Source organism: Streptomyces sp. NPDC005423 (assembly GCF_040606415.1).
Taxonomy (GTDB): Bacteria; Actinomycetota; Actinomycetes; order Streptomycetales; family Streptomycetaceae; genus Streptomyces.
This window is the reverse complement of the sequence record NZ_JBEXET010000013.1, coordinates 55,483-75,039: the sequence shown is the minus strand read 5'-3', so window position 1 is coordinate 75,039 and position 19,557 is coordinate 55,483. Positions and strand designations below refer to the sequence as shown.

The window sequence follows — 19,557 nt, the reverse complement described above, 5'->3', positions numbered from 1 at the left end:
TTGTGGGGATCAGGCGTTGACGGCCGGGATGACCTGCGCGCCGTAGGCGTCGATGGTGACTTCCTGGGCGTCGTGCATGTCGTAGACGGCGAACTGGTCGACCCCCAGCTCGCGCAGGGCGTTCAGTTTCTCGATGTGCTTCTCGACCGGGCCGATGACGCAGAAGCGGTCGACGATCTCGTCCGGGACGAACTGGGTGTCGGGGTTGTCGCTGCGCCCGTGGTGAGCGTAGTCGTACCCCTGACGGGCCTTGATGTAGTCGGTGAGTTCGTCGGGTACGGCGGCGGAGTGCTCGCCGTACTTGGAGACGAGGTCGGCGACGTGGTTGCCGACCATGCCGCCGAACCAGCGGCACTGGTCGCGGGCGTGGGCGAGCGCCTCGGGCGAGTCGTCCTCGGTGACGTAGGCGGGCGCGGCGACACAGATCTTGACCTCGGACGGGTCGCGGCCGGCGGCGCGCGCCGCGTCCTTGACGGCCTTCACCATGTACTCGGTGAGGTAGAGGTCGGCGAGCTGGAGGATGAAGCCGTCGGCCTCCTCGCCGGTCATCTTCAGGGCCTTGGGGCCGTACGCGGCCATCCAGACCGGGAGTTGGGCGCCTTCCCCGATCCACGGGAAGCTGATGACGGTGCCGCCGAGGTCGGCCTCCCGGCCGGAGCCGAGCGCCCTGATGACCTTCATGGCCTCACTGATCCGGGCCAGGGTGTTCGGGGGGCGGCCGGCGACGCGCATCGCGGAGTCGCCGCGGCCGATGCCGCAGACGGTGCGGTTGCCGAACATGTCGTTGAGGGTGGCGAAGGTGGAGGCGGTGACCTCCCAGGTGCGGGTGCCCGGGTTGGTGACCATCGGGCCCACCGTCAACGTCTCGGTCTGGGCCAGGATCTGACTGTAGATCACGAACGGCTCCTGCCAGAGCACGGCGGAGTCGAAGGTCCAGCCGTGGGTGAAGCCGTTGCGCTCGGCGCGCTGCATCAGGCTGACGACCCGGGAGGCCGGAGGGTCGGTCTGCAGGACGAGTCCGAAGTCCATGTGCGCCACTCCTAGTTGAGGTACTGACAGGTGGAGCGCGGGGTGTAGACGCCGTGGCCCGCGTGCCCGGTGTACTCCCGCTCGGTGATGACGGGTTCGCCGCGCGAGAGGACCGTCTCGACCCGGCCGGTCAGCCGCTTGCCCTCGTATGCCGAGTAGTCGACGTTCATGTGGTGGGTCTCGGCGGAGACGGTCTGCTCGGCGTGCGGGTCGTAGATCACCACGTCGGCGTCGGCGCCCGGGGCGATGGTGCCCTTCTTCGGGTAGAGGCCGAACATGCGGGCCGGGGCGGCGCAGGCGATCTCGATCCAGCGGCGGCGCGAGATGCGTCCTTCGACGACGGCCTGGTGGAGCAGGTCCATCCGGTTCTCGACGCCCGGCATCCCGTTGGGGATCTTGGAGAAGTCGCCCCGGCCCCGCTCCTTCTGGCCCACGAAGCAGAAGGGGCAGTGGTCGGTGGAGACGACCTGGAGGTCGTTGGTGCGCAGGCCCTGCCAGAGCTTGGCCTGGTGCTCCCTGGGGCGCAGGGGCGTACTGCACACGTACTTGGCGCCCTCGAAGCCGGGCTCGGCGAGGTTGTCGGTGGACAGGAACAGGTACTGCGGGCAGGTCTCGCCGAAGACCGGCAGGCCCTCGTCGCGCGCCCTGGCGAGCTCGGCGACGGCCTCCATCGCGGAGACGTGCACGACGTAGAGGGGCGCGCCGGCCACCTGGGCGAGCTTGATGGCGCGGTGGGTGGCCTCAGCTTCCAGGAGGGCCTTGCGGACCTCGCCGTGGTAGCGGGGGTCGGTCTCGCCGCGGGCGAGCGCCTGCTCGACGAGGACGTCGATGGCGATGCCGTTCTCGGCGTGCATCATGATCAGGCCGCCGTTGCCGGCGGCGCGCTGCATGGCGCGCAGGATCTGGCCGTCGTCGCTGTAGAAGACGCCGGGGTAGGCCATGAACTGCTTGAAGGAGGTGACTCCCTCCTCGACCAGCAGGTCCATCTCCTTGAGGGTGTTCTCGTTGACGTCGGAGACGATCATGTGGAAGCCGTAGTCGATGGCGCAGTTGCCCTCGGCCTTGGCGTGCCAGGCGTCGAGCCCCTCGCGCAGGGCGCCGCCGACGCTCTGGATGGCGAAGTCGACGATGGTCGTCGTACCTCCCCAGGCGGCGGCGCGGGTGCCGGTCTCGAAGGTGTCGGCGGCGAAGGTGCCGCCGAACGGCATCTCCATGTGGGTGTGTCCGTCGACGCCGCCGGGGATGACGTACTTCCCGGTGGCGTCGATGGCCCGCTCGGCACTCCAGGCCTCGGCGGCGGGGGTGCCGGAGGCGGCGAGGGCGGCGACACGGCCGTCCTCGATCAGGACGTCGGCGTGGATCTCGTCGGACGCGGTGACGACGAGTCCGCCACGGATGACGGTACGGCTGCTCATTCTCCCTCTCCTGACCTTGACGCTCCGCTCGGTGAGCGGTCGGTGACGGGCGGGCCGGCCACGGCCGGTCGCGCTCCGCGGCGGGGCCGCGGCCGGATGCCGCCCCGCGCCCCTCGCCGGGGCGCGGACACCGCCTGTCCTACGGTGCGGTGAGCGGCTCGTAGGCGTCCGGGCGGCGGTCGCGGTAGAACTGCCAGCGGTCGCGGACCTCGCGGAGTTTCGCCAGGTCCACGTCCCGGACGAGCAGTTCGGGCTCCTTGTCGCTGGCCACCTCGCCGACGAACTGGGCCTCCGGGTCGACGAAGTAGCTGGTGCCGTAGAAGTCGTTGTCGCCGAGCTCCTCGACCCCGACCCGGTTGATGGCGCCGACGAAATACTCGTTCGCGGCGGCGGCGGCCGGCTGTTCCAGCTGCCAGAGGTAGGCCGACAGACCGCGTGAGGTGGCCGACGGGTTGAAGACGATCTCGGCGCCGGCCAGCCCCAGCGCGCGCCAGCCCTCCGGGAAGTGCCGGTCGTAGCAGATGTAGACGCCGATCCGGCCGACCGCGGTGTCGAAGACGGGCCAGCCGCTGTTGCCGGGGCGGAAGTAGAACTTCTCCCAGAATCCGGGGACTTGGGGGATGTGGTGCTTGCGGTACTTGCCGAGGTACGAGCCGTCCGCGTCGATCACGGCGGCGGTGTTGTACAGGACGCCGGGCTGCTCCTCCTCGTACATCGGCAGGACGAGGACGATGCCCAGTTCCCTGGCGAGCGCCTGGAAGCGCTTGACGATCGGGCCGTCGGGGATCCGTTCGGCGTACTCGTAGAACGCCTTGTCCTGGACCTGGCAGAAGTACGGTCCGTAGAACAGCTCCTGGAAGCACAGGACTTGGGCACCCTGTGCGGCCGCGTCGCGGGCCGCCTGCTCGTGGACCTGGATCATCGACTCCTTGTCGCCCGTCCAGGCGGTCTGGAAGAGGGCGGCACGAATCACGGTGCTCATCGGGACCTCCGGTCGCTCGGTGTGGGGCGAGCCTAGGAAGTCCCGGGGGCCGGATTGAGGTGCACGGTGTCACGTCCGCGGGGGCGTGGCGTGTCACCGTGTCACCCTGCCGTGCGCCCATGTTTCACCGCCGTTCTCCCAGGTGGTCCCATGTTTCACCGCTGTTGCGCGTCATGCGCGAGCAGCGCGATGTGCACCGAGGCGGCCTGTTCGAAGTCGTCGAGGTCGACCCCGAGCCGGGTTCCTATGACCTCCAGCCGGCGGTACAGCGCGGGACGCGAGACGTGGTGCAGTAGCGCGGTGCGCGACTTGTTGCGGCCGGTGGCGAGGTAGGTCCGCAGTACGGCGAGCAGGTCCTCGTCGGCCGCGCGGAGCAGCCCGTCCAGCTCCCGTTCCGCGAAGGACTGCACCTGCGGGTCGTCGCGCAGCAGCCGGATCAGCCCGCGCAGATGGACATCCCTGAGCCGTACGACGGCGGGCAGGGCGAGGGCCTCCGGGGAGTCGGCCACGGCGTCCGCGACATGCCGGGCCTCGCGCAGTCCGGCGGGCACGTCGTCCCAGTCGGGGCGCGGCCCGGCGGCGGCCACCACGGTCTTCGGCGCTCCCGACTCGGCGCGCAGCCGGCCCGCGAAGTGTGCGGCGAGGGCGTCCGGGTCCTGGTCCCGGGCGAGGCTCAGGAGCACGGCACTGGCGCCGTCGGCGAGTTCCGCGACCAGCCCCGACAGCCCCAACAGGCGCAGTACGCGGTCGAGTTGGCCGGAGTCACAGCCGCGCACGAAGAGCGGCACGAAGGTCCGCCGGTTGACCGGCAGGCCGGCGGCCCTGGCCCGGGGCAGCAACTGCCGCGCCGGTACGACCCCGCTGACCAGGTCGGTCAGCAGGTCCTGCGCGGACTGTTCCTCCCAGGTGTGCGCGGAGCCGCCGAGCATCCGGTGCAGGACGAGCGCCTCGGCGGCGCGGTCGGCGAGCAGCCGTCCGGTGGCGGTGTCGCCGCGGTGCCCGCAGAGCGTGATGTGGCCCCAGCGCTCGCCGCGTCCACCGAGTTCGGCGCGGATCCAGCCGTCGCCCTCGCTGCCGCCGGCCTGGCGCGCGATGCGTTCCCAGTCGCGCAGCACGTCGTCCACGGCCGGCCGTTCGCCCGCGGTGGCGAGGACCCGGTGGGCGAGGTTGGTGACGACGACGGGACAGGCGCTGTGCGAGGCGACCTCGTCGAGCAGGCGTTGCAGGGGGGCACCGGCCGTGATGAGTCCGGTGAGCGCGGTGCGTACGGCCTCCGAGAGGCTGACCGCCGCGAACTTCCGCCGCACCAGGCGGGACTGCACCTCCTCGGTCAACTCGGCGAAGGGGAAGGGCCGGTGCAGCACCACCATGGGCAGTCCGCACCGCTCGGCGGCCCGGCGCATCACGTCCGGGGGAGCGGGGAAGGCCCGTCCCAGGCCCAGGACGACGGCCGCGGCCTCCGCGCGGTGCAGGGACCGGATGTACTCGGCCTGGGCGCCCTCGTCACCGGCGAGGAGCACGCCGGTGGTGAGCACCATCTCGCCGCCGGTGAGCATCACCCCGACGTCGGCGGCCTCGGCCACGTGTACCCAGCGCACGCTCCGGTCGAGCTGGGCCGCCCCGGCCACCACCTCGGGCTCCCCGGCCAGCACCCGTTCCAGGGCGAGGATCTGACGGACCGACAGGGCGGGTTCGAGGAGTGCCGAGGTGGTGGTCGTCATGGCGGTGTTCCCTTGCTCGTGCCGCTACCGCGTGCTCCGCAGCGCCTGTTCGAGGAGAGCGGCGCCCTCCTCGGCCTCCGCGACGGTGAGGGTCAGCGGCGGGGCGATGCGCAGCGCGCTGGTGTCGTGGCCGCCGCCCTTGCCGAGCAGCAGGCCGCCCGCGCGGGCCGCCTCCAGCACGGCCGCGGCGCCCTGCGGGTCGGCCTCGTCGGTCCCGGGCCGGACCAGCTCGATGCCGATCATCAGCCCGCGCCCGCGCACCTCGCGTACGCCCGGCAGTTGCGCGGTCGCTGACCGCAGCCGCTCGATGAGCAGGCCGCCGACGCGCCGGGCGTTGCCCTGGAGGTCGTGTTCCAGCAGGTAGGTGAGGTTGGCGAGGGCCGCCGTCATGGTGACCTGGGTGCCGCCGAAGGTCGAGATGCTGTTGGCGTCGAGGCAGTTCATGATCTCGGCGCGGGCGACGACGCCGCCGACGGACATGCCGTTGCCGATGCCCTTGGCGAAGGTGAGGATGTCCGGCGGACCGTTCCGCGCGTGCGCCTGCCAGCCCCAGAAGTGGTCGCCGGTGCGGCCCCAGCCGGTCTGCACCTCGTCGGTGATCCAGAGGATCCCGCGCTCGGCCAGGACTTCGCGGAAGGCCGCGTACAGACCGTCCGGCGGGGAGGTGAAGCCGCCGACGCCCTGGACGGGTTCGGCGATCAGCGCGGCCGGCGGGCGGCCGTGGCCGAGGAGGTCCTTGAGATCCACCACGCAGGCCGCGGTGAACTCCTCGTCGCTGAGCGCCGCGTAGGGCCCGCGGGTCCGGACGCCCCCGTGGACGTAGAGGGTCTGGAGGGGGGAGAGCGAGGTCGGGGACCAGCCGCTGTTGCCGGTGATGCCGACCGTGCTGAAGGAGCGGCCGTGGTAGCTGTTGCGCATGGCGAGGATCTGGTTGCTGCGCCGGTAGGTGGTGGCCAGCATCAGGGCGGTGTCGTTGGCCTCGGTGCCCGAGGTGGTGAAGAAGACCCGGGCGTCGGGGATGCCGGACAACTGGGCGACGCGCTCGGCCAGTTCGACCATGGGCCGGTTGAGGTAGAGCGTGGAGGAGTGGATGATCCGCCCCGCCTGCTCGCTCACCGCCTTGGTCACCTCGGGCAGCGCGTGCGCGGTCATCGTGGTGAGGATGCCGCCGAAGAAGTCGAGGTACTTGTTGCCCTCGGCGTCCCAGACGTGCCGGCCCTCGCCGTGCGTGATCTCCAGCGGGTCGTCGTAGTAGAGGGCGAGCCAGTCGGGGAGCACGTTCCGGTGGCGTCCCAGCAGGTCCCTGGTCACGGCCGCACCAGCCCGTCGTAGGCGTCGGGGCGGCGGTCGCGGTAGAACGCCCACTGCTGCCGCACCTCCTCGATGAGCCCGAAGTCGAGGTCGCGGACGACGAGTTCCTCGGTCTTGTCGCTCGCCGTCTCGCCGACGAACTGGCCGCGCGGGTCGACGAAGTACGACGTCCCGTAGAAGTCGTTGTCCCCGTACTCCTCCTGGCCGACCCGGTTGATCGCGGCGATGAAGTACTCGTTGGCGACGGCCGCCGCGGGCTGTTCCAGCTGCCAGAGGTAGGCGGAGAGGCCGCGTGAGGTGGCCGACGGGTTGTAGACCAACTGGGCGCCGTTGAGGCCGAGTTGGCGCCAGCCTTCGGGGAAGTGCCGGTCGTAGCAGATGTAGACGCCGACCTTGCCCACGGCGGTGTCGAAGACGGGCCAGCCCGCGTTGCCCGGTTTGAAGTAGTACTTCTCCCAGAAGCCCTTGACCTGGGGGATGTGGTGCTTGCGGTACTTGCCGAGGAAGGTGCCGTCGGCGTCGATCACGGCCGCGGTGTTGTAGTAGAAGCCCTCCTGCTCGACCTCGAAGACCGGGACGACGATCACCATGCCGGTCTCCCGGGCCAGCTCCCGCATACGGCGCAGGGTCGGCCCGTCGGGCACCGGCTCGGCCCAGCGGTAGTGCTCCGCATCCTGGACCTGACAGAAGTAGGGGGCGTTGAACACCTCCTGGAACCCGATGACCTTGGCGCCCAGGCGGGCCGCCTCGCGGGCGTGTTCCTCGTGTTTCGCCACCATGGACTCGGTGGAGCCGGTCCAGGTGGCCTGGACCAGTGCGGCGCGTACGACGTTGGCCATGAGCTGCTCCTTCGGCGGGACGTCAGAGCCTCTACGCCCGTAGACAGAGGTCGTAGAGGGACGAACGTAAGCCTCCCGGAGAGGCTTGCCAAGACCATCGTCGTTAACCCGCTGGGTCGATCCCGTTTCACACTCCGGGGCGCGAGGCGGGTCCGGACGGCCCAGCAGGTCAGGTGGCGAAGCCCGCCACCCGCAGCGCGTGCACGAGGTCCCAGTGCCGTTGGTCCGAAACACCCCGGGCGGCCTCCAGCAGGAGCGGCACGAGGTGCCGCGGGTCGGCCTCGGCCGCGCGGGCCGTCTCCTCGGGGGTGCGGACGCGGACGTAGGCGTCGAGCAGCGCACGGGCCTCGCGGTGCCGGTCCTCGGCGACGAGCTCCCGCACGGCCTCGCCGATCTCGGCGGCGGGACGGGCGACGCCCTGCCTGAGGATCTGCTCGCCGTCGGCGGGACGCCCCGCGGCGGCCAGCGCGTCGGCGGCGGCGACCAACTGCTCGGGGGGCAGCGAGGCCGCCTCCCAGAGCAGGGTCGCCCAGTCCGCGCCTAGCCCGGCGCGCTGGAGTTCGGCGGCGAGCAGCGGGAAGCGGGCGGCGGGCCAGTAGGCGATCTCGACGAGCAGTGCGTGCGCCTCGCCGGTGCGGCCCTCGCTCCGCAGGCCCACGAGCCTCCGTACGGCCGCCACGGTGTGCTGCCGGGCCTCCGCGTCCAGCGGTTCACGCGCCGGCCGGGATTCCGGCCGGCCCGGCTGGGGCGCCGCCCCGCCGGCGAAGCGAGCGCCGCGCAGGGTACGGCGGGTCGCGGCGGCCGGTGCGGGAGCGTCGGGGCCGGCGGCCCGGTCGTCGGGGTCCGGTGCGGCGGCGGGTTCGTCGGCCAGGCCGGCGAAGCGGGCGCTGCCCCGGCGGCGCCTGCGCTGCTTGGCGGGCGGCCCCGCGGATTCCGGTACCGCGTGGCCGGGCGCGGGTGCGAGTGCGGGCGCGGGTGGGTGGCCGTGCTCCGCCGAGCCGGTGTCGTCCCGGCCCCGCCCGTCGGGGTCCCGCCGCGCGCGTGGGTCGGGCTGCGGGGCGCGGCGGGCGTCCTGGGTGCCGGGTCCGCGTTCCGCCTCGCGCTGCCGGGGGAAGGTCCGGGCACCGGGTCCCGGGTCCGCGCCGGCCCCCGTGCCCTCCTCGGGGAAGGCGGCGTCGAAGGTGAACACGTCGTCCTGGCGGTCCCGGTGGACGGGCTCGGCCTCCCGGAGCCGGCCGGTGGCCGTATGGCGCTCCAACTCCGCTATCCGGGACCGGAGTTCGGCGCAGCGGGCGGTCGCGCGCTCATGGTCGTCGTGGGCCCAGGCGAGGTCGAGACGGAGGGTGTCGGCCTCCTCGCGGGTGGCGGCAGCGGTGAGCGCCCGGCCCAGTTCCAGCTGCCGTTCGGCCGCGTACCGCTGCTCGCGGAGCATCACGTCGAGCCGGTCGGCGAGGACGTCCCGGCTGCCGGGCCGGGCGTCGGACGCGGCCAGCGCGGCGGCGTGCAGCGCGCGGACCCGCTCCTTCTCCGACGTCACGGAGCCGGGACCGTACCGGGCGGCGAAATCCTGAAGAAGCGCCTCCACGACGTCCCAGGGCGGTACTTCACGCCCGTCGAGGCAGGCCCGCATGCCGTCCGGGTCGCGCTGCCAGAACACCCCGCACCAGCCGCCGCCCTGATCCAGGCGCGCCAGCAGACCGTCCAGGTGGTTCGCGAACTCCCGGACCTGCCCGGGGAGTTGTTCCACAGCCATCGCCCAACTCCCGCCAGACCGGAGCACTCCGGTCGGTAGAAAACACCAGTGGTGTTACGGGATCGCTACGAGAGGTTTTCCGGCCGGACGCCGAGTGCTCTGATCCTGCCGGGCACCACACGTCTACCACAGGTGGCTGAGGGTGTTCACCTCGTGACCGGGGAACCCGGGCCCGCGTCGGCGTCCCTCCACCGCGGCCGGATCCGGGAGGGCCGTCACGTGCCGGTGGACATGCGGGACGGGCGGGCCGTCCGCCGCACGACGCCGCCCGTCACCGACTCCGATGGACGGAGCGGCTAGCGCTCCAGGTGCACGACCATCGCCGAGCCGCCGCCGCGCCGTACCTTCTCGGCCGCCGCCAGCCACTCGCCGTTCGGCAGCCGTTGCACGCCCGTCGCCGCGCCGATCTCCGGGTTGAGTGTGAAGGTGTGCCCGATGGCTTGCAGCGCCGCCTTCACCTCGCTGTTGTAGAGCGCCGGTTCGAGTTCCGTGGCGGCCGCGTTGCGCTGGCTGGCGCGGGGCGTGGCGATCGCGTCCACGAGCGGCAGCCCGCGGTCGAGGAACTCGGTGAGGGTCTGCAGCACCGTGGTGATGATGGTCGCGCCACCGGGTGAACCGAGCGCCACCACCGGCCTGTTGCTCTTGTCCAGCACGATCGTCGGCGAGATCGACGAACGCGGACGCTTCCCCGGACCGGGCAGGTTCGGGTCGTGGACGGCCGGGTTGGCCGGGGTGAAGGAGAAGTCGGTCAGCTCGTTGTTGAGCAGGAAGCCGCGGCCGGGGACGGTGATGGCGCTGCCGCCGGTCTGCTCGATGGTGAGGGTGTAGGAGACGACGTCGCCCCACTTGTCGGCGACCGTGAGGTGGGTGGTGTTCTCGCCCTCGTACGTCGTCGGGGCGGCCGTGCCGGCGGTGGTGCAGGCCGCCGGGTGGCGCGGGTCGCCGGGCGCGAGCGGGCTGGTGAGCACCGCGTCGTCCTTGACGAGGCAGGCGCGGGAGTCGGCGTACTTCTGCGACAGCAGCTGCTTCGTCGGTACGTCCTCGAAGGCAGGGTCGCCGACCCAGCGCCCCCGGTCGGCGAACGCGATCCGGCTCGCCTCGATGTAGTGGTGCAGGTACTGGACCTCGCTCGCCTTCGAGAGGTCCGTCTTCTCCAGGATGTTGAGGGCCTCGCCGACCGTGGTGCCACCGGAGGAGGAGGGCGCGATGGAGTAGACGCCGAGTCCCCGGTACGACGTCTTCGTGGGCGCCTGGAGCTTGGCGCGGTAGGCCGCGAGGTCCTGGGCGGAGAGCCGGCCGGGCCGGGCGTTGTATCCCGAGGCCGGGTCCACCGGCGGCTGGTCCACCGTGGCGAGGATGTCCTTGCCGAGGTCGCCGTGGTAGACCGCCCCGGCTCCCTTCTTCCCCAACTCCTGGTAGGTGTCCGCCAGTTCGGGGTTCTTGAACGTGGAGCCGACCACCGGCAGCGCGCCGTTCGGCAGGAACAGCCGGGTGGTGGCCGGGAAGCGGCGGAAACGGATCTCGTTGGCGGCGGTCTGGCTGCGGAAGGTGTCGTCGACGGTGAAGCCGTCGCGGGCGATCCGTTCGGCGGGCTGGAGCACCGTGCCGAGCCCCCGGCTGCCCCACCGGTCCAGGGCGGTCTGCCAGGTGGCCGGGGTGCCCGGGGTGCCGACACCGAGGCCGCTGGTCACCGCGTCGGCGAAGGGGAGCGCCTTGCCGTTCTCCACGAACAACTGGGAGTCGGCGGTCAGCGGTGCCGTCTCCCGCCCGTCGATGGTGTGCACCGTACGGGACTTGGCGTCGTAGTAGACGAAGTAGCCGCCTCCGCCGACGCCGGAGGAGTAGGGCTCGGTGACGCCGAGGGCGGCAGCCGTGGCGACGGCCGCGTCGACCGCGTTGCCGCCCTTGCGCAGGACCTCGATGCCGGCAGCCGTGGCGTCCGCGTCGACACTGGCGACCGCGCCGCCGTAGCCGACCGCGACCGGCACCTTCGCGGGGGTGGCGGCGCTCCCCGGGGCCGGTGGCGCCGCGGCCCCCACCGAGACGACGGCGGCCGAGACCGCCAGAACCGACAGCTTCCGCACGACAGGACGACGCATCCGCACCTCCAGTTCGAAACCGTCCGCGCAGCGTATCCACCCGCCTCCGGCCCCGACAGTGCGCAACCGGCCGCCGCCACACGAACGTCACACCTCGAACACCGGTACCTACCGCCCTCGTTGTGGCGCTGACACGCGCGCCCAGGTGGCGAGCCAGTCGATCAGGAGGCTGTTGACCTCCTCGGGGCGTTCCTGCTGGATCCAGTGGCCGCAGCCGTCCAGGAGGTGGGAGGCCGACAGGCCGGGGAGGGTGGTGGGGTAGGCGTCGATGGCGTCGGACATCCAGGTGGTGGAGGCGTCCAGTGCGCCGCCGATGAACAAGGCGGGCTGTTTGATCGGGGCTCCGCGGTACGGTGCGAGGTCTTCCCAGTCGCGGTCCATGTTGCGGTAGCGGTTCAGGGCGCCGGTCAGGCCGGTGCGATCGAACTCCCCGGCGTAGACGTCGAGGTCCTCCTCGCTCAACCAGGCCGGGAGCGGGCCGACGGGGAAACGGTCGCGCATCTGACAGCCGGGGGCGACGAAGTGCGGGTCGGGCTCGCCCCGGGCGGGCATGGTGTCGGCGGACAGGGCCGCGTAGAAGCCCGCGAGCCAGCCCCGGACATCGGGCTCGATCTCCGCCTCGGCGCGGCCGGGCTCCTGGAAGTAGGAGACGTAGAACTCCTGCTCGGGGCCGCCGATCCGGCCGAAGACGTCGGTGGGGCGGGGGCCGCCGGGCGGCGCATAGGGGACGCTCAGCAAGCCGACCGCGCGGAAGACTCCGGGGTGGATGAGGGCGGAGGCGGCGGCGATGTTGGAGCCCCAGTCATGGCCGACGACCACCGCGCTTTCCTCGCCGAGGGCGCGCACGACGGCGAGGTTGTCCCGCACCAGGTCGAGCATTCGGTAGGCGTCGGTCGCTGCGGGCTTGGAGGAGCGGCCGTAGCCGCGCACGTCGATCGCCACTGCCCGGTAGCCGGCCGCGGCGAGGGCCGGGAGTTGGTGGCGCCAGGAGTACCAGGACTCGGGGAAGCCGTGCACGAGCAGGACCAGCGGGCCAGTGCCCTGCTCGACCAGGTGCAGGCGCCCGGCAGGGGCCTCGACCGTGCGGTGGTGGAGTGCGGCGGTCGGCTCGGACTGCATAGGGGCTTCTCCTCGGTTCGCGGGCGGCCGGCGGGTATCCACCGATCATGCGGCGCGGCGGCCACTCGGCGCGATCATCGTTGCCATTCTGGCAAGCTTGCAGGTCAGGGTGGTGAAGCGGCACGGCGGGAAGGAACAGGGACTGTGGCAGGGGACGATGTGGCCCAGATGCTGGCGGCGGTGGGGCCCCGCCTGCGGGTGGTGCGCGAGCGCCGTGGCGTCACACTCACCGAAGTCAGCCGCGCGACCGGCATCTCGGCCAGCACGCTGTCGCGGATCGAGACCGGCCGGCGCAAGCCCACCCTGGAGGTGGTGCTACAGCTGGCGCAGGACTTCGCAGTCTCCCTGGACGAGCTGGCCGGCACGGCGCCCGCCCCCGCGGCCGAGCCCCGCAGCACGGCGCGGCACAGTTTCGGCGACGACAAGGCGGTGCTGCCGCTGACCCGGTACGTCGGTGGTCTGCACGCCCACAAGCACGTCCTGCCTGCCGTCGAGGGGCCGCCCGGGCGGCCCCGGCAGGTGTCCCACGAGGGCTACGAGTGGCTGTGCGTCCTGTACGGGCGGCTGTGGCTCGCACTCGGTGATCAGGATCTCGTCCTGGTGGCCAGGGACGTCGCCGAGTTCGACACCCTCATCCCCCACGGCGTCGCGAACGCCGGATCCGACGGACCGGTCGAGTATCTGATCATGTTCGGGCCTCAGGGAGAACGGCTACGGCCGCGCACCACCTCTCCAGCCACCGGTCGTCGCGGGCCCGGTGACAGGAAGGCTGCTGAATGAGCGTTTGTGACGAGCCGCGTGCCTCGCTGGTGACAACCACGCTGCTTCGTCCGGTCTTCATGCTCCGCGTCATCCGGCTCCGCGGGTGACAACTGGCGTGCTTCGGCTCACGGCCATGGAGCGAAGCGCGTTGGTTGTCACGGTCACCAAGATCGACGACTCAGCTCCGATCGCCGGACTGCCGGACAAGGTGTCGGGCCAGTTCATCGTCCTTGCCCACAGAGCGCCTGACGATTACGTGTTCCCCGACTGGCGTCGACCTATGAGGTGCGGCTCCTTCTGGCCAGGTTGTCGAGGACCGTCAGTTCGTCGACGTGCTGACGGGTGGCGACCAGGCGGGCGCGCTCGAAGGCAGGCTCGAGATCGCGCTCGGCCCGGGCCGGGGTGGGGCCGTCGGCGTCGTCCAGCAGGTGGCGCCGGTGGTCGGCCAGTTCCTCAGGTGTGCGTCCGCGGATGAGCAGTTCGAGCCGGCCGTTCCGGTCGGCATGAGGGAACACCGGTTCACTGTGCCGCGCTGAATAAAGGGAGATACGGAGAAAGTCTCCATACATGCGTCGTTCTTCCGGGTGACCTCCATGAACTGGCTGGCTGGCGGCGTGGTGTCATCGGCGTTGTGTTCATATTTCAGCCAACTTCTCTGGAGGTGCGCCGGTGACCGATCTGAATGCCGCCATCACGGCAACCCACACCGGAGGCATCGCCGAGGCGCTCGCGCGCCGGCTGCCCGCCGGCCGGGTGGTGACCGACCCGGACATCGTCGCAGGCCTCTCCCACGACCAGGCCGTGTGGGCACCGGCCGGCTCCCCCGCCGCCGTCGTGCGCGCCAGGAGCACCGACGAGGTACGGACCGTGGTCCGGACCTGCCTCGAGTACGGCGTCCCGCTGGTCGCACGGGGTGCCGGCACCGGGCTCTCGGGCGGGGCCAACGCCATTGAGGCGGGCGTGGTGCTCACGCTCGACGCCATGGACCGGATACTGGAGGTCGACGAGCTCGAACGCCTCGCCGTCGTACAGCCCGGTGTGGTCAACGACGACCTGCGCGCCCACGTGGCCACGCACGGCCTGTGGTATCCGCCCGACCCGGCCAGCTCCCAGTGGTCGACCATCGGGGGCAACGTCTCGACGAACGCGGGCGGACTGTGCTGTGTCAAGTACGGCGTCACCCGTGACTACGTCCTCGGCCTGGAGGTGGTGACCGGCACGGGCGAGATCGTCCGGCTCGGCCGCCGTACGGCGAAGGGTGTCGCGGGCTACGACCTGATGGGCCTCATCGTGGGGGCCGAAGGCACCCTGGGCGTCGTCACCGAGGTCACGGTCCGGCTCCGGCCGACGCCTCCGATCGGCGTGACGGTCGCCGGCTACTTCGACAGCGTCGTCCGGGCCGGGGACGCGGTTCGCGCGACAGCCGCCGCGGCGCTGCGGCCGGCCGCCCTGGAACTGGTGGACCGGCACTGCCTGCGCGCGGTGGACGCCTGGAAGAACATGGGCCTCTCCGCCGAGGCGGACGTCGTCCTGCTGGCGCGCTTCGACGACGGCGGCCCCGCCGGGGACGACGGCGCCCGCCGGATGCTCGAGTGCTTCCGCGCGGCCGGCGCCACCTGGGCCGAGCGGTCGGAGACCGAGGCGGAGGCCGAGATGCTCTTCGAAGCCCGCCGGCTGGCCTTCCCCGCACTCGAACGGCTGGGGCCGGTACTGACCGAGGACGTCTGCGTGCCCATCGCGGCGGTGCCCGAGATGCTGGCCCGCATCGACCGCACCGCGGACAAGCACCGGATCACCATCGCCAACATCGCGCACGTCGGGGACGGCAACCTGCATCCGCTGCTGGTGACGGAACCCGGTGACGAGGAGGCCAGGACCCGTGCCCGCGCGGCGTTCGACGACATCATCGCCGACGCGCTCGAACTGGGCGGGACGGTGACCGGGGAGCACGGGGTAGGTCTGCTCAAGCGGACCGGACTCACCCAGGAACTCAGCCCGGCCGTCCTGGACATGCACCGCGCGGTCAAGCGCGCCCTCGACCCGGCCGGAATCCTCAACCCCGGCAAGATCTTCGAGGCCTGATCCAATGGACAACCGAGACACCTCCGCGTACCGGACCGCGGCGCTCCCCGCGCCGGACTACCGCGCGCGCCCCCTCGGCGTCGGCATCGTCCACGTCGGCGTCGGCGGCTTTCACCGCAGTCACCAAGCCGTCTACACCCACGAGTTGATGCGTCGGGGCCTGGCCGACGACTGGGCGATCCTCGGTGTGGGAACCCGGCCGGACGACGTTCGTATGCACCAGGTCCTCACCGCCCAGAACGGCTGCTACGTACTGGAGATCCGAGCGGCGGACGGCAGCAGGAGAGCCGAGGTGATCGGCTCGCTCGTCGGTCACCTACAGGCCACCGACGATCCGGACGCGGTGGTCTCCGCCCTGACCGACCCGGCCGTCCGCATCGTCACGCTGACGATCACCGAGGGCGGCTACGACGAGTCCGCGCAGCAGGGCGGTGTGTCCGTCTTCGGCCTGCTCAGCGATGCGCTCGCCGCCCGCTGGGCAGCCGGCACGGTGCCCTTCACGGTCGTCTCGTGCGACAACATCCAGCACAACGGTCAGGTCGCGCGCCGCGCGCTGACCACGTTCGCCGCCGGCCGGGACCCCGAGCTGGCCGCCTGGATCGAGTCGGAGGTCGCCTTCCCGAGCTCGATGGTCGACCGCATCACGCCGGCCACCACCCCGAGCGACGTCGCCGCCGTGCGCGAGCACACAGGGTGGGCCGACGAGTGGCCGGTCGTCGCGGAGCCGTTCACCCAGTGGGTTTTGGAGGACCGCTTCCCCGCGGGACGGCCGCCGTGGGAGGAGGTCGGCGTGCAACTCGTCGAGGACGTCGCGCCGTACGAGAAGCTGAAGCTGCGGATCCTGAACGGCGCCCATCAGGCCATCGCCTACGCCGGCCTGCTCCTCGGGCACCGCATGGTCCACGAAGCCGCCGCCGACACCGACGTACGCGCCTTCGTCCGGGGATACCTGAAGCGCGAGGCGACCGGGACGCTCGACCGCGTCCCCGGGATCGACGTGCCCGAGTACGTCGAGACGGTGCTGGGGCGGTTCACCAACCCAGCCATCGCCGACACGCTCGAACGGCTCGCGGTGGCGGCCACCGACCGGATCGGCGGCTTCGTGATCCCCGTCGCCCTCGACCTGCTCCGCGCCCGGCGGCCCGCCCCCGGGGCGGGCGCCGTCGTCGCGCTCTGGCAGGCGGCGGGCCGGGAGGCGGAGCGCGCGGGCTTCGTGATCGCCGACGGCACCACGGCGCGGCTCGTCGCCGACGACGCCCCGACAACGGCCTGGCTCGACGCGTCGGCCCCTGCCGATCCGCTCGTCCGGCAACTGCTGCCCGACGTCGAGCGCGCGGCGGATCTGCTGCGCACGAGTGGTCCGCGCGGGCTGCTGCGGGGGTTCGCGTGAGACCCGGCCGGTGTGAAGACAGGCTCCGCACCATGCGGGGACCGTCCGTTCACCGGGTGCCGTTGTGTGTCCAACTCCCTTCGCCGCAGCGGGCGGACGTCGCGTCAGGGGCCGGTGATCAGTCACCACCTGGTGGAAGTCGGCCACCCCGGCCGGTGCGATGCGCATGTCCATGATGGCGATCCTGGCAGGCACCTCGGACGTAACAGGCGAACGTCCTTGAGGGTGGGGCGAGTTGGGGCGACCGCTCGCTCAAGGGGCCGTCCCCGGCCAGTAGGCCGTAGCCGTGCTGAAGGGGGCGTGGGGGTCCCAGTTGATGGTCCGCCTGGTGCGCGGCCAGGGCGTGGTCGCCCGGTCCCGGTCCTCCTGGCCGCGCCGCCTCTGGGGGGAAGAGGCTGGAGACAGCCCGCCGCCCCAGTCGTGCTCTCTCCGGCGGTTGTGGTTGCCCTCTGTGCAACCCCTTCTACCCAACCGACGAGCGGGGGCCCGACCCGGCCGCATGGCCAAGAACGGGCTCGACCTCCAACCGCCGGAGCGCCGTAGCGCAAACCAGTGTGACCGGCCGTGACCTTGCTGATCCCGTGCGGTTGAAGCGAGTCGCCGTGGGCGTGCTCAGGCGTCCGGCGGATACCAGCGCAGCTCCACGGTGTTGCCGTCCGGGTCCTGCACATAGAGGGACTCCGCCGCACCTTGGGCACCGAAGCGCTTGCCGGGGCCGTCCAGCACTGTGAAGACGCTGGAATCGATGACACGTTGCCAGTCGAGCGGCTCGACCACCAAGCAGATGTGATCGACGTTGAAGCCCTTCGCCCGTTCGGCGGGCGTCTTGACGAGGTCGATGATGGTGGTAGGGCTCACCCGCACGGACGGGAAGGGGACCTTGCCGTCCCGCCACTCCTTCACCCGCACTGGCTCCAGGCCCAGAGGGCCGGTGTAGAAGGCGAGCGAGCGCTCGATGTCGGCGACGTTCAGGACGAGGTGGTCGAAGGCGATCACGCGCATGGGTTTCTCCGCGGGTCGGGGCGCGCGGGGCGCCGGCAGTGTGAGGGCGTCCGTGACAAGGAACTTGGCCGCGGGCAGTATGTCGCGGTGGTGGCCCCGGGCCACCCGCTGGCCACGCACCATGAGGTGGACCTGCGCCTCCTTGCCGACGAGGTGTTTGTGGACTTCGCCGACGGCAGCGCCGCCCGCGCCCAGTCGGACCAGGCTTTCGCGGCGATCGGCCTGCGGCGCGAGGTCGCGTTCGAGGTGTCCGGTGTCGAGCTCATGGTCCGAATGGTTCGCCAGGGATTGGGCATCGCCCTGCTACCCGCGACGTTCAATGCCGAACTGCACGGACTGCGATGTGTGCCGATCATCAACGGGCCGACACGGGTGGAGCGACTCATCTGGAGCCGGTTCCCCCCGTCACCCGCAGTCTCCGCTTTTCTCTCCCTGCTGGGCGTCCGCACGCCCGTAGCCGAGGCCTAGATCCTCACGGCGCGGCGCGTGTCGGCGGCGACGATTCGGCACCCGGCGGGGGCTTACCCGCAGCCGCGAGGCGCTGACGACCCTGGCCCACCTGCGCTGCAACCACACTTCGCTGAGCTCGCAGCCAGATTCCGCGTGGGCCTGCCCCCCAGCCGTACCGCCGCGCGAAGTCAAAAACCAAGCTGTGCGGACTTGCGGGTGACCATGGCCAGTTCGCCGAGTGCGCGGATCTTCGCGTGGGCGCGGTTGACGGCCTTCGTCCCGGCGGAAAGCTTGTTCCAGTGGCGGCGGACGCGGTCGTGGACGGCCGGGCCGGAGCGAGGCGTGATCCAGGCCTGCGCGCGGACGTGGTCGTGGACGGTCGAAGTACGCGTCAGCCGGCCCGGAGACCGACCGCCAGCGTCAGTTCGAGGACCCGGTGTGGCGAGGCGAGATCCGGAAACAGCTCCCGCAGCTGCGACATCCGGTACCGGACCGTCTGGGGATGGACGAACAACGCCGCCGCCACCTCGTCCCGCCTGCCCTGGTGCAGCAGCCACGCCCGCAACGTCTCCTCCAGCCGCCGCGCGGTCGCGACGGGCAAGGTCCGCAACGGTGCCAGGGCTCGGGCACGCAGGTCCGCGAACGCGTCCACGTCGGCGCTCAGCACCAGCTCGGGCAGGTGGTCCTCGGTGTCGCGAATATCAGCGGACAGGGAGCGTGCGCGTACGGCTCGTGTGTACGAGGCGTACGCACGCATCCATGGCCGAGCCGGGCCGACCGTGGCGGTGCGGTCGGTCAGCTGCCGCAAGAGATGTGATCGGTCGGCATCGGGGACGAGCAGCACACCGGTGGCGTCCGGCAGATCGTCGAGGACGAGGGTGGTCGGGTCGAGCGCGCGGTAGGCCGGCCGGGCCTGGGCGGCGGGCAGCAGGACCGCGGTCAGCGAAATGGGAGGCTGCCACCCGGCCCGTTGCACGGAGGCCAGCAGCACGTCCGGGCTCGCGCCGGCGAGGAGGTCGCGGGCCAGGTGTTCCAGGTGGCGTTCGTGGGCCATGCCTCGGGCGGCCAGTTCGTCGGCGTGGCCCGCGGCGCTGGCGGCGGAGAGCTCGTCGATGTAGGCGAAGGTGAGTTCGGCGAACTTGGCGACCTCGGCGGCGGGCAGACCTGCGGGTACGGCACCCGCTGCCAGGCATCGCCAGGCCACGCGGGCGCCGACGCGGTAGGCGCTGAGCAGGGCGTCCATCGAACGGCCGTCGCGCACCTCGCCGCGGCCCAGCTCGTAGGCTGCCTCACCGGCGTCGCCGCCTGTGGCGTTCCCGCTCGCGAGGTCCAGGTAGTGCCCCAGGGCGGTACGGACGGCTCGGCGGATGGTGCCGCCCATGCGGCCCGAAAGGGCGTTGGCGTAGGGAGGGACCTCGTCGATGATCGCCTGGACGACCTCGTCGGCGGTGGTCCTCAGTGCGGCCCGGAGTGCGGTGACCGTCGTCTCATCCAGGGCCAGTTCGCTGGCCCTCCGGATTGCATGGCTCATGTTTTGTTCCCTGCGAACAATTCAGCCGACCAGATTTACGTCCTGCGGTCAGGACTTTACGCCTTGAGGCGC

The 19,557-nt window shown here is 71.7% G+C and carries 16 protein-coding genes and 1 pseudogene; 4 read left to right on the top strand and 13 right to left on the bottom strand.

Going from position 1 to position 19,557, the window contains the following annotated elements; genetic code table 11:
- Positions 1-9: 9 nt before the first annotated feature.
- From ABZT12_RS16550 to ABZT12_RS16510, 9 genes are all read right to left on the bottom strand, one after another.
- The gene (locus ABZT12_RS16550) at positions 10-1,029 is read right to left on the bottom strand and encodes a TIGR03842 family LLM class F420-dependent oxidoreductase (RefSeq protein ID WP_356383903.1); all 1,020 of its coding nucleotides are present in this window, start codon (positions 1,027-1,029) and stop codon (positions 10-12) included.
- Between the two features lie 11 nt (positions 1,030-1,040).
- Complete coding sequence (gene hydA, locus ABZT12_RS16545; protein WP_356383901.1) at positions 1,041-2,444, bottom strand: dihydropyrimidinase; 1,404 nt, start codon at positions 2,442-2,444, stop codon at positions 1,041-1,043.
- A gap of 139 nt (positions 2,445-2,583) precedes the next feature.
- Positions 2,584-3,426, bottom strand: a complete 843-nt coding sequence (locus ABZT12_RS16540) for a nitrilase-related carbon-nitrogen hydrolase (protein ID WP_356383899.1) — start codon at positions 3,424-3,426, stop codon at positions 2,584-2,586.
- Between the two features lie 155 nt (positions 3,427-3,581).
- Positions 3,582-5,147 carry a PucR family transcriptional regulator gene (locus ABZT12_RS16535; protein ID WP_356383897.1) on the bottom strand — a complete coding sequence of 522 codons (1,566 nt, stop codon included), beginning with the start codon at positions 5,145-5,147 and terminating at the stop codon, positions 3,582-3,584.
- Between the two features lie 24 nt (positions 5,148-5,171).
- Positions 5,172-6,458, bottom strand: coding sequence for an aspartate aminotransferase family protein (locus ABZT12_RS16530; protein ID WP_356383896.1), 1,287 nt, complete (start codon positions 6,456-6,458; stop codon positions 5,172-5,174).
- The gene (locus tag ABZT12_RS16525) at positions 6,455-7,297 is read right to left on the bottom strand and encodes a nitrilase-related carbon-nitrogen hydrolase (RefSeq protein ID WP_356383893.1); all 843 of its coding nucleotides are present in this window, start codon (positions 7,295-7,297) and stop codon (positions 6,455-6,457) included. The genes ABZT12_RS16530 and ABZT12_RS16525 overlap by 4 nt, the downstream gene beginning before the upstream one ends.
- A 169-nt stretch (positions 7,298-7,466) precedes the next feature.
- A complete protein-coding gene (locus tag ABZT12_RS16520; RefSeq protein WP_356383890.1) occupies positions 7,467-9,050 on the bottom strand; it encodes a hypothetical protein in 1,584 nt (527 codons plus the stop codon).
- A gap of 296 nt (positions 9,051-9,346) precedes the next feature.
- Positions 9,347-11,149 carry a gamma-glutamyltransferase gene (gene ggt / locus ABZT12_RS16515; RefSeq protein ID WP_356383887.1) on the bottom strand — a complete coding sequence of 601 codons (1,803 nt, stop codon included), beginning with the start codon at positions 11,147-11,149 and terminating at the stop codon, positions 9,347-9,349.
- A gap of 108 nt (positions 11,150-11,257) precedes the next feature.
- Positions 11,258-12,268 (bottom strand): alpha/beta hydrolase, encoded by a 1,011-nt coding sequence (locus ABZT12_RS16510; protein ID WP_356383884.1) that lies wholly within the window; start codon positions 12,266-12,268, stop codon positions 11,258-11,260.
- Positions 12,269-12,412: 144 nt separating this feature from the next.
- Between ABZT12_RS16510 and ABZT12_RS16505 the strand changes: the two genes are divergently transcribed.
- Complete coding sequence (locus tag ABZT12_RS16505) at positions 12,413-13,048, top strand: XRE family transcriptional regulator (RefSeq protein WP_356383881.1); 636 nt, start codon at positions 12,413-12,415, stop codon at positions 13,046-13,048.
- A 260-nt stretch (positions 13,049-13,308) separates the two neighbouring features.
- Here ABZT12_RS16505 and ABZT12_RS16500 read toward each other — a convergent pair whose 3' ends face one another.
- The gene (locus tag ABZT12_RS16500; protein WP_356383878.1) at positions 13,309-13,545 is read right to left on the bottom strand and encodes a hypothetical protein; all 237 of its coding nucleotides are present in this window, start codon (positions 13,543-13,545) and stop codon (positions 13,309-13,311) included.
- 163 nt (positions 13,546-13,708) lie between these two features.
- On the opposite strand from ABZT12_RS16500, the gene ABZT12_RS16495 reads away from it, so the two are divergent.
- Together ABZT12_RS16495 and ABZT12_RS16490 are read left to right on the top strand one after the other, a co-directional pair.
- Positions 13,709-15,112, top strand: a complete 1,404-nt coding sequence (locus ABZT12_RS16495) for an FAD-linked oxidase C-terminal domain-containing protein (RefSeq protein ID WP_356384124.1) — start codon at positions 13,709-13,711, stop codon at positions 15,110-15,112.
- A gap of 4 nt (positions 15,113-15,116) precedes the next feature.
- Positions 15,117-16,502, top strand: a complete 1,386-nt coding sequence (locus ABZT12_RS16490) for a mannitol dehydrogenase family protein (RefSeq protein WP_356383875.1) — start codon at positions 15,117-15,119, stop codon at positions 16,500-16,502.
- A 612-nt stretch (positions 16,503-17,114) separates the two neighbouring features.
- Here ABZT12_RS16490 and ABZT12_RS16485 read toward each other — a convergent pair.
- Positions 17,115-17,504, bottom strand: coding sequence for a VOC family protein (locus ABZT12_RS16485; RefSeq protein WP_356383873.1), 390 nt, complete (start codon positions 17,502-17,504; stop codon positions 17,115-17,117).
- An 87-nt stretch (positions 17,505-17,591) separates the two neighbouring features.
- Between ABZT12_RS16485 and ABZT12_RS16480 the strand changes: the two genes are divergently transcribed.
- On the top strand, positions 17,592-17,972 hold the full coding sequence (locus tag ABZT12_RS16480; protein ID WP_356383870.1) for a LysR substrate-binding domain-containing protein: 381 nt from the start codon (positions 17,592-17,594) through the stop codon (positions 17,970-17,972).
- 179 nt (positions 17,973-18,151) lie between these two features.
- Here the strand turns inward: ABZT12_RS16480 and ABZT12_RS16475 are convergent.
- Both ABZT12_RS16475 and ABZT12_RS16470 read right to left on the bottom strand, forming a co-directional pair.
- Positions 18,152-18,253 (bottom strand): annotated as a pseudogene (locus ABZT12_RS16475) (IS5/IS1182 family transposase); the annotation flags it as partial.
- A gap of 92 nt (positions 18,254-18,345) precedes the next feature.
- Positions 18,346-19,485: a helix-turn-helix domain-containing protein gene (locus tag ABZT12_RS16470; RefSeq protein ID WP_356383867.1), complete on the bottom strand. Its 1,140-nt coding sequence runs from the start codon at positions 19,483-19,485 to the stop codon at positions 18,346-18,348.
- Positions 19,486-19,557 lie beyond the last annotated feature (72 nt).